Source organism: Pseudolysinimonas sp., assembly GCF_031389465.1.
Classification (GTDB): domain Bacteria; phylum Actinomycetota; class Actinomycetes; order Actinomycetales; family Microbacteriaceae; genus Pseudolysinimonas_A.
This window is the reverse complement of record NZ_JANMSQ010000145.1, coordinates 1-9,522: the sequence shown is the minus strand read 5'-3', so window position 1 is coordinate 9,522 and position 9,522 is coordinate 1. Positions and strand designations below refer to the sequence as shown.

Below are 9,522 nucleotides of genomic sequence, written 5' to 3'. Positions count from 1 at the left end.
GCTCGCCCGCGCCGGGTGCGTCGGCGAGTCCCAGGTGGGCGATGGACATGGGGAGACCTCCTGCGGTCAGGCTATGCGGGCACGCCGACATCGCCGGACGACACCCTGAACGGCCGGTTGCTGAGGTTCCCCCGAACCCCGCGACGGGAGTGCTCGTTCAGGCTAAGAGTGCGGTGCCGGGGGGACAACCGGGCCTGTGGACAACGCTGTGGGAAATCGGCGGGAAACGCCGATGCTCGTGTGAAGAAGTTGTGGAGTCAGCTGTGCGAAACGCGCGAGTTTCGGGCTGCAAAGGCTTGCTGACCAGGCATTTTTGTTTGCACACCCTGTGTGTGGAAACAGGGTTGGAGTGCCGCTTGAGGGTTCGGGGGTTGACAAGTCCCCTGTGGACGGATTGTGAACCCGCTCCCGCAAAACATGAGGGGGGTGTCCCCCAAAACAACGACGGATGGCGCACCCTCGTGAGGGTGCGCCATCCGGGTGAAACGAGTTACTTCGCGGCGACCACGTCGAGCGTGAGCGCGGCGAGCACATCGGTGCGCAGACGCACCGTGGCGTCGTGCCGACCGAGGCTCTTGACGGGGGTCGCAATCTCGATCGAGCGCTTGTCGATGTCGCCGAGACCGGCGGCCTTGACCGCGTCCGCGACATCCGAAGTCTTCACCGAACCGAACAGTCGGCCCTCGCTGCCCGCCTTGACGGCGAGCTTGATGGGGGCGGACTCCAGCTTGGCCTTGAGAGCCTGGGCCTCTTCGATCGTGGCGAGCTCCTTCGCGGCGCGGGACGCCTTGATCGAGTCGACCTGCTTCTCAGCGCCCTTCGACCAGGAGATCGCGAAGCCTTGAGGGATGAGGTAGTTGCGGGCGTAGCCGTTCTTGACGTCGACGACGTCACCGGGCGAGCCGAGGCCGGTGACCTCGGAGGTGAGGATGAGCTTCGACATGTCTCTACCGCCCCGAACCTGCGTAGGGGAGAAGCGCCATCTCGCGCGCGTTCTTGACCGCGCGGGCGATCAGCCGCTGCTCCTGCACCGAGACGCCGGTGATGCGCCGGGCGCGGATCTTTCCGCGCTCGGAGATGAACTTGCGAAGCGTCGCGACATCCTTGTAGTCGATGATGCCGACGCGGATGCTCTTCGCGGGTGCGGCGTTCTTGCCGCCCTTGGGCACGCGCTTGCGGCGATCGCCGCTACTGCTGCTGCTCTTGCCAGCCATTGCTGTCTTCCTTCTGAATCTCTAGCGTTCGAAAAGCCTGACGGCTCAGAACGGGGTCTCGTCGTTGTAGGAGCCGGGCGTGTTCCAAACGTCGTCGGCACCGCCGGCAGCGGGTGCACTCGCGGCCCACGGCTCTTCGGCTGCACCAGCGCCAGCAGCCACCTGACCTCGGCCACCACCACCGGTGCTGCCGCCCGGCGCGCGCGTCACCTGGGCGGTGGCGTAACGCAGGCTGGGGCCGATCTCGTCGACCTCCAGCTCGATCGCGGTGCGCTTGACGCCCTCGCGGTCGTCGTAGGAGCGCTGCTTCAGGCGACCGGTCGCGACGACGCGGCTTCCCTTCGTCAGCGAGCCGGCGACGTGCTCGGCGAACTCGCGCCAGCAAGACGCGCGCAGGAACAGGGCCTCGCCGTCTTTCCAGTCGTTCGCCTGACGGTCGAACGTGCGCGGGGTCGACGCGATGGTGAAGTTGGCGACGGCCAGCCCGCCCTGCGTGTAGCGCAGTTCGGGGTCAGCGGTGAGGTTGCCCACCACGGTGATGATCGTCTCGCCGGCCATGGTTACTTGGCCTCGGCCTCAGTCGGGGCGGGCTCCGCAACAGCGGGCTCGGCCTCGACCGGCTTCGCGGCGGCGGGCGCGGCGGGCTTCTTGGCGATCGCGGCCGCCTTGCGCTCGGCCTTCTTCGCCTCTTCTTCGGTGTGCGCGACCACGCGGGCCACGGCTTCCTCAGCGCGCAGCACCTTGGTGCGCAGCACGGCTTCGGAGAGCTTCAGCTGGCGGTCAAGCTCGACCGTCGCATCCGAGTTCGCGGTGAAGTTGACGACGGCGTAAATGCCTTCGGCCTTCTTCTTGATCTCGTAGGCCAGCCGGCGGCGGCCCCAGATGTCGACGTTCTCGACCGTGCCGCCATCGTTGCGGATCACGTTCAGGAACTTGTCCAAGCTGGGTGCGACGGTGCGCTCATCGATCTCGGGATCGAGGATCACCATCAGCTCATACTGGTGCGTCATTAACCCACCTCCTCTGGTCTCAGCGGCTACAGAATGTCTGCAGCAGGAGGGTTGTGACGTGTCGCCCCCGATCCGAAAGGTCCGGGCGGGCAACCTGTCGATCATAGGTCAGTTGCGCGCCGCCCACCAGCTACGAAGTTGCCGCTCGGCTTCCTCGGCCCCCAGTGGGCCGGAATCGAGCCGCGCCTCCATCAGGAACCGGTAGGCCTCGCCGACTTCGCGTCCGGGTTTCAGCCCCAGGATGCGCATGATCTCCTCGCCATCGAGGTCGGGGCGCAGCGCGGCGAGTTCCTCCTCCTCGGCGAGCGCCGCGATCCGCGCCTCGAGGTCGTCGTAGGCGTGGGCGAGGCGGTCGGCCTTGCGCTTGTTGCGCGTCGTCACATCGGCCCGCGACAGGATGTGCAGCCGCTCGAGCTGGTCGCCGGCATCCCGCACGTAGCGGCGCACCGCCGAGTCGGTCCAGGTGCCCTCGGCGTAGCCGAAGAAGCGCAGGTGCAGGCGGATGAGGTCGGCCACCGCCTCGATCGTCGATTTGTCGAAGCGCAGGGCCTTCAATCGCTTGGTGGCCAGCCGCGAGCCCAACACGTCGTGGTGGTGGAAGGTCACCCCGCCACCCGGCTCGATCGCGCGCGTCGCGGGCTTGCCGATGTCGTGCAGCAGCACGGCGAGACGCAAAACGAGGTCGGGCTCGTGCCCGCGAGACTCTTCCAGTTCGATCGCGCGGTCGAGCGCCGTCAGGCTGTGTTCGTAGACGTCTTTGTGGCGAGCGTGCTCGTCGATCTCGAGGCGGAGGGCGGGCACCTCTGGCAGCATCTGGTCGGCGAGCCCGGTGTCGACGAGCACTCGGATGCCGGCGGATGGTTCTGCGGACAGCAGGAGCTTCGCGAGCTCCTGCTGAATGCGCTCGGCCGCGACAATATCGAGCGACGCCGCCATCCGCCGGGCGGCGTCCGCGGCGTCGGCGTCGAGTTCGAAGCCCAGCTGGGCGCGGAACCGCGCGCCGCGCAGCATTCGCAGAGGGTCGTCGCCGAACGAGATCTCGGGGGCACCCGGGGTGCGCAACCGATGGTTCAGCAGATCGTCGAACCCTCCGGTGGGATCGACCAGCTTCAGCTCCGGTACCCGCAACGCCATCGCGTTCACGGTGAAGTCGCGGCGGGTCAGGTCGGCGTCGAGGCTGTCGCCGAACTGTACTTCGGGCTTGCGACTGGTGCCGTCGTACGCGTCGCTGCGATACGTGGTGATCTCACAGATGTACCCACCGAGGCGCACCCCGATGGTTCCGAACCGGCGGCCGGTGTCCCACAGCGTCTTGCCGAGCGGGGCGAGAACCGCCTCGATCTGCTCGGGGGTCGCATCCGTCGTGAAGTCGAGGTCGACGTCGTCGCCCGAGAGGGCCTTCCCCAGGAAGGCATCGCGTACCGTGCCACCGACGATCGCGAGCTCGTGGTGGGCGTTCGCGAAGAGCTGCGCGAGTTCGGCGACCGCGGGGCGCGTCGCGAGGTCGCGCAGCCGGTCCATCGCCTCCGCCACGCTGTCCATCCATCCATTCTGGTCGCTGTTCCCGCCACCCGACGCGACCTCGCGCGCCGTCGCCGCTTAAGCTCGCAGGTATGGCGGCCGCTCGGGATCGACGACGCGCCGCGCCCGTAGTCCTCCGGGCCGCGGGCATCGCCGCAGCCGCCGTCGCCGTGCTCGGTCCCGCACTCGTCGCGGGACCCTCCGCCGCCGCCCCGCGAGCGGTCGGAGATCCGATGGCGGTGACCATCGTGGTGCCGATCACGGCGTACGCCGGTGACGACGGGGTGCTCGACGCTGCCGAGCTCACGATCGCGACCTCGCCCGCCGGCAATTTGACGCGCGGGCTTGACGAAGTGCTCGCGACCTCGGCGACGATCGCGCTCGACCCGATGATTCCCGTCTCGATCCGCGTGCTGGGAACAGCGGCACCCGAGTCCGCCCTCGCCTGGCTCGACCGCCTCGAAGGGGCGCCGAACGAGGTCTTCCTGCTTGCTTACTCTGACGCCGACCTCTCGGCGCTCGTCCGCGCGGATTCCCTCGACCTCGCGCACCCGTCGGGGTTCGACTTCGTGCTCGACCCCGACGCGTTCGGCCCCGCGCAGACCGCCTCTCCTAGCCCCACTTCCTCACCGTCGGTCGAACCGACCGCGACCCCGGACCCTGACAACGACGACCCTCCTCCGCTTCCGACGACAGAGGAACTGCTCGCCTGGCCCGCCGCGATCGGCCAGATCGCGTGGCCGTCGGACGGGTCGGTGGTCGATTCGGATCTCGAGGCCTACGGCAGCGCGGGCTACGACGCGGTACTGGTGAGTTCCGCCAACGTGTCGGAGACGTCGAGCGCCTTCGCCGAACTCGGCCCCGCCCGCGCCCTGATCGCCGACTCGGCCGCATCCGACCTGTTCCAGGAGGCGAGCACCTCGATCGACGACGCCACCCGCCAGCAGGCCATCGCCCGCCTCGGCGCAGCGCTCGACGGGCTCGCGGCCGCTCATCCCGGTCGCTCGCTGGTGTTGACCCTTGACCGGGCACCGGCCTTCACGGCCTACGGACTTGACGACACCGTCGCCTCGATCACGGCGCGGAACTCGACTCGGATGATCGGACTTTCGGGCGTGCTCTCCGGCACCGCCGAGAGCGCGAGCGTCGTCGACAGCCCCCCCGCTGAGCACATCGTGGCGACCCCGGGGCTCACGGCAGCGGTGCGCGCAGAGGAAGCCTTCGCCACAATTCTGGCTGACCCTCTCGCCCTCAGCGCCGAACGACGGTTGCAACTCCTGTCGCTGCTCGCCGTGCAAGGTGTCCGGGGCGACGACTGGACGACCCGCGCCGACGCCTTCCTCGAGCGTTCGACCGAGATCCTCAATGCGGTCACCATCGTCGACACCGGTAACCTCCTCGTCACCAGCACCCAGACGTCGATTCCGATTCGCATCGCGAACGGCCTCGACGTCGCCGTCACCGTTCGGGTCTCGGCAACTCCGCTACGGCCGCTTCTGCGCATCGAAAGCCCGGTCGAGGTCACCGTCGAGCCGGGGTCGTCAAAAGCCGTGCGGCTCGATGCCGAGGCGATCACCAACGGCGAGGTGGTCGTCGAGGTCAGCCTCTCGAGCCCGTCGACGGGGGTGTCAATCGGCGAACCGCGTCGCTTCAACGCCGACCTGCAGGCGCAGTGGGAGACGGTGGGCATCATCTTCGGCGCGGTGGCGGCGGTCGTCTTCGCGGCGGGTATCGCGCGTAACGTGATCGTGCGGCGCAAGAAGGCCGCCCGAGAGCGCGACATCGACGCCCAGGAGGCCGCGTGAGCGGCACGGTGGGCCGCGCGAGCGCGGCGCTCGCCTCCGGCACGATCGTTTCCCGGCTGCTCGGATTCGTCAACGCCTCGGTGCTCGCGTACGTCATCGGCGTCCGCGGGTCGGGTCCGAACGCGTTTGCCCTCGCCAACCAGCTGCCGACCTATGTGTACGCCATCGTCGCGGGCGGTCTGCTCTCCGCGGTGCTGGTGCCGCACATCGTCAAAGCGGCGACGCAGGCCGACGGCGGGCAGTCGTTCGTGAACCGCCTGGTGACCCTCGGCGTCACGGCGTTCGTCGCGACGACCGCACTCGCGACCCTCGCCGCCCCGCTGATCGTGCGCCTCTACGCACTGGGCGGGGGCGACGACGCCCTCGCCGGCGGCGGCCTCGACCTGGCGATCGTGCTCGCCTACTGGTGTCTGCCGCAGATCCTGTTCTACGCCGTGTACGCCCTCGTCGGCGAGGTGCTCAACGCGCGCGGGATCTTCGGACCGGCCGCGTGGGCTCCCGCCCTCAACAACGTCGTGATGATCGGCGTGCTCGTACTGTTCGGCGTGCTGTACGGAGTCAGCCCCGCCCACCGTGATCCGGCGACCTGGGATGCCACGAGGATCGCGATGCTTGCAGGCGGCGCGACTCTGGGGGTGGCACTCCAGGCTCTGCTGCTCATGCTCTTCTGGCGGCGCACCGGGCTGAGGTTCCACCCGGACTTCCGCTGGCGAGGAGTCGGGCTCGGGGCTCCCGCCCGCGCGGCGGGCTGGGTCTTCGGGATGGTGCTGGTGATCCAGCTCACGAACTTCGTGCAGACGAACGTCGCCGCGACCGCGGACTCCTCCGACGCCTCGCTCGCTGTGCTTCGGGTGACCTGGCTGATCTTCATGCTGTCGCATTCGATCATCGCCATCTCGATCGCGACGCCTTACTTCACCCGGATGAGCGCCGCGGTCCGTGACAACGACATCCCGGCCGTTCGCGCCGACCTCTCGGCGTCTTTGCGCACGATCGGGATGCTGGTGGCAGCGGCCGGCGCCGCGCTTGCGGCCGCCGCGCTGCCGTTCTCCGCCTTCTTCGCCCAAGACCCGGCTGAGGCACGGGTCATCGCGATCGTGCTCCTCGGATTCCTCGTCGGTCTCGTGCCGTTCAGCACGTTGTATGTCGTGCAGCGGGCGTACTACGCGCTGGGGGATACCCGAACGCCGTTCTTGCTGCAGATCGTGCAGGCCGCCATCTTCATCGCGGGCGCCCTCGCGATGCTCGCGGCACCCTCGGCCTGGATCGCCGCCGGCATCGGGCTGGCCACGTCGGTGTCGGTCATCGTGCAAGCGATTGTCGCCGCCGTCATCCTGCGAAACCGCCTCGGCGGGGGCGGCGGGGCGATCGTGCGCCGGTTCGGGGTTTTCGCTCTGACATCGATCCCCTCAGCCGGCGCGGGGGTGGGGGTGCTCGCACTGATGGGCGGCTTCGACGAGGCCGGTTTCGCGACGGCCGGTCAGTGGCAGGGGATCGTGACGACGGCGATCGTCGGGGCCAGCGTCATCCTGGTGTTCTTCGGCGTCCTCGCCGCGACGCGCGCACCGGAGCTGCGCGGCCTGCGATCGTCGCTCAGGCGAAACGGAAAGGCCGCCGGTTCCGAAATATCGGATACCTAGGATGTGTTGCATCAGGTGGACGAGGGGCGCAGGCTCCGGAAGGCAGGATTCGCAATGCGCCAGATCGTGATCATCGGCTCAGGCCCGGCGGGGTACACCGCCGCGATCTATGCCGCGCGCGCGAACCTCAAGCCTCTCGTGATCGCGTCGAGCGTCGAGTTCGGCGGCGAGCTGATGAAGACCACCGAGGTCGAGAACTTCCCTGGCTTCCCCGACGGAATCATGGGTCCCGACCTGATGATCAAGATGCAGGCGCAGGCCGAACGCTTCGGCGCCGAGATCGTCTACGACGACGTCGTGAAGTTGGAACTCGCGGGTGAGGTCAAGAAGATCCACCTCGGCGACGGCTCGGTCGAGGAAGCACTCACCGTCATCTACGCGACCGGCTCCGAGTACCGCAAGCTCGGCCTGGAAGACGAGACGCGTCTCTCGGGGTACGGCGTCTCGTGGTGCGCCACCTGCGACGGCGCGTTCTTCAAGCAGAAGAAGGTCGCCGTGATCGGCGGCGGTGACTCCGCGCTCGAGGAGGCCACCTTCCTCACTCGCTTCGCCGACGTCGTCTACCTGGTGCATCGTCGCGACGCCCTCCGGGCATCAGCGGCGATGCAGGACCGCGCGTTCGCCGACCCGAAGATCGAAATGCTCTGGAACCAGGGGGTCGCCCACATCTACGGCGACGAGAAGGTCACCGGCATCGGCCTGGTGAGTACCGTCGACGGCACCGAGACCACCCTCGACGTGCAGGGCATGTTCGTCGCGATCGGCGCCGACCCGCGCACCCACCTCGTGCACGGGCAACTCGACCTCACCGACGTCGGCACGATCGCCGTCGACGGTCGCTCGTCGCGCACCAACCTCGCGGGGGTCTTCGCCGCGGGAGACGTCGTCGACCCGACCTACAAGCAGGCAATCACGGCGGCCGGCTCCGGAACGGTCGCGGCGCTCGACGCCGAGCACTACCTCGCCGACCTCCCCGCGGAGCTGCTCGCGCGGGCTGTCGCCGTGCCTGCGTAGGGAATCCCCGACGACCGTTCGCGGTTGTGTCTGAGAGACCTCAGGTACCCCAGAAAGAAGGAACCGCAATGTCCAGCGCCAAGGATGTGACCGACGCCTCGTTCGAGGCCGACGTCCTCAACTCCGACAAGCCGATCATGGTCGACTTCTGGGCCGAGTGGTGCGGCCCGTGTCGCGCCGTCTCGCCGATCCTCGACAAGATCGCCGAGGAGAACGCCGAGAAGCTCTCGATCGTGAAACTCAACGTCGACGACAACCCGGTGACCGCCGAGAAGTACGGCATCACCTCCATCCCGGCGATGTACGTCTTCAAGAACGGCGAGGTCGTCAAGCGTGTCATCGGCGCCAAGCCGAAGCCCGCTCTCGAGGCCGATCTGGCCGAGTTCCTGGCGTAGCCGTTCGCGAACCCGTGGCCCCTTCCCCCGCTAGGGGGAGGGGGCTTCGGCGTTTCCTTGGCTACCCTTGACGACTATGCAGACGCAGGGCAACAACATGGATCCGTGGTACGGGCTGTACGCCGCCCGTACGGCCGGCCTGTCGGCCTCCGAGGTCCGGGCCCTGTTCGCGGTCGCCAGCCGTCCCGAGGTCGTTTCGCTGGCCGGCGGGATGCCCTTCGTCTCTGCGATCCCGCAAGATCTGCTGACGGGTGCCGTCGAGCGCACGGTGCGCGACCGGGGCGCCACGGCGCTGCAGTACGGCTCCGGGCAGGGGATGCCCGCCCTCCGGGAGCAGATCCCCGAGGTGATGGCTCTCGAAGGCATCCATGCCGGTGTCGACGACATCGTCGTGACGACCGGCTCGCAGCACGCTCTTGAACTCGTGGCGAAGCTGTTCCTCGACCCGGGTGACGTCGTGCTCGCGGAAGGGCCCTCGTACGTCACCGCGATCACGGTGTTCAAGTCGTTCCAGGCCGAAGTCGTGCACTCGGCGATGGACGATCACGGGCTTCAGCCTGAGGCACTGCGCGAGACGATCATCCGCGTGCGGGCCGCCGGCAAGAAGATCAAGTTCCTCTACACGATCCCGTCGTTCCACAACCCGATGGGCGTGACCCTTCCCTGGGAGCGCCGCATGGAGATCCTCGAGATCGCCCGGCAGAACGACATCCTCGTGCTCGAGGACAACCCGTACGGCTTGCTGTACTTCGACCAGGCGCCACCGCACGCGATGCGCTCGGTGGAGGAAGACGGCGTGATCTATCTCGGCACGTTCTCGAAGACGCTCGCCCCGGGCTTCCGGGTCGGGTGGGCTGTCGCCCCCCACGCGATTCGAGAGAAACTCATCTTGGCGAACGAGGCGGCGGTGCTGTCACCGTCCT

At 68.1% G+C, this 9,522-nt stretch carries 9 protein-coding genes and 1 pseudogene; 5 read left to right on the top strand and 5 right to left on the bottom strand.

Annotated elements, in window-relative coordinates; all coding sequences use genetic code 11:
* Window positions 1–490: 490 nt before the first annotated feature.
* From rplI to RMO30_RS05615, 5 genes and pseudogenes are all read right to left on the bottom strand, one after another.
* A complete protein-coding gene (gene rplI / locus RMO30_RS05635; protein ID WP_309710579.1) occupies window positions 491–943 on the bottom strand; it encodes a 50S ribosomal protein L9 in 453 nt (150 codons plus the stop codon).
* Window positions 944–947: 4 nt separating this feature from the next.
* Window positions 948–1,214, bottom strand: a complete 267-nt coding sequence (gene rpsR / locus RMO30_RS05630) for a 30S ribosomal protein S18 (RefSeq protein ID WP_309710578.1) — start codon at window positions 1,212–1,214, stop codon at window positions 948–950.
* Between the two features lie 45 nt (window positions 1,215–1,259).
* On the bottom strand, window positions 1,260–1,772 hold the full coding sequence (locus tag RMO30_RS05625; protein WP_309710577.1) for a single-stranded DNA-binding protein: 513 nt from the start codon (window positions 1,770–1,772) through the stop codon (window positions 1,260–1,262).
* A gap of 89 nt (window positions 1,773–1,861) precedes the next feature.
* Window positions 1,862–2,224 (bottom strand): annotated as a pseudogene (rpsF, locus tag RMO30_RS05620) (30S ribosomal protein S6); the annotation flags it as partial.
* A gap of 108 nt (window positions 2,225–2,332) precedes the next feature.
* Entirely contained in the window at window positions 2,333–3,766 is a 1,434-nt protein-coding gene (locus RMO30_RS05615) for a CCA tRNA nucleotidyltransferase (protein ID WP_309710574.1), read from the bottom strand.
* A 71-nt stretch (window positions 3,767–3,837) separates the two neighbouring features.
* On the opposite strand from RMO30_RS05615, the gene RMO30_RS05610 reads away from it, so the two are divergent.
* The 5 genes from RMO30_RS05610 to RMO30_RS05590 all read left to right on the top strand — a co-directional run.
* A complete protein-coding gene (locus RMO30_RS05610) occupies window positions 3,838–5,550 on the top strand; it encodes a DUF6049 family protein (RefSeq protein WP_309710572.1) in 1,713 nt (570 codons plus the stop codon).
* A complete protein-coding gene (murJ, locus tag RMO30_RS05605; protein WP_309710570.1) occupies window positions 5,547–7,190 on the top strand; it encodes a lipid II flippase MurJ in 1,644 nt (547 codons plus the stop codon). The genes RMO30_RS05610 and murJ overlap by 4 nt, the downstream gene beginning before the upstream one ends.
* A 54-nt stretch (window positions 7,191–7,244) precedes the next feature.
* Entirely contained in the window at window positions 7,245–8,204 is a 960-nt protein-coding gene (gene trxB, locus RMO30_RS05600; RefSeq protein WP_309710567.1) for a thioredoxin-disulfide reductase, read from the top strand.
* A gap of 68 nt (window positions 8,205–8,272) precedes the next feature.
* Window positions 8,273–8,599, top strand: a complete 327-nt coding sequence (gene trxA, locus RMO30_RS05595) for a thioredoxin (protein WP_309710565.1) — start codon at window positions 8,273–8,275, stop codon at window positions 8,597–8,599.
* A gap of 76 nt (window positions 8,600–8,675) precedes the next feature.
* Window positions 8,676–9,522: PLP-dependent aminotransferase family protein (locus RMO30_RS05590; RefSeq protein ID WP_309710563.1), on the top strand; the 847-nt coding region annotated here is incomplete at its 3' end.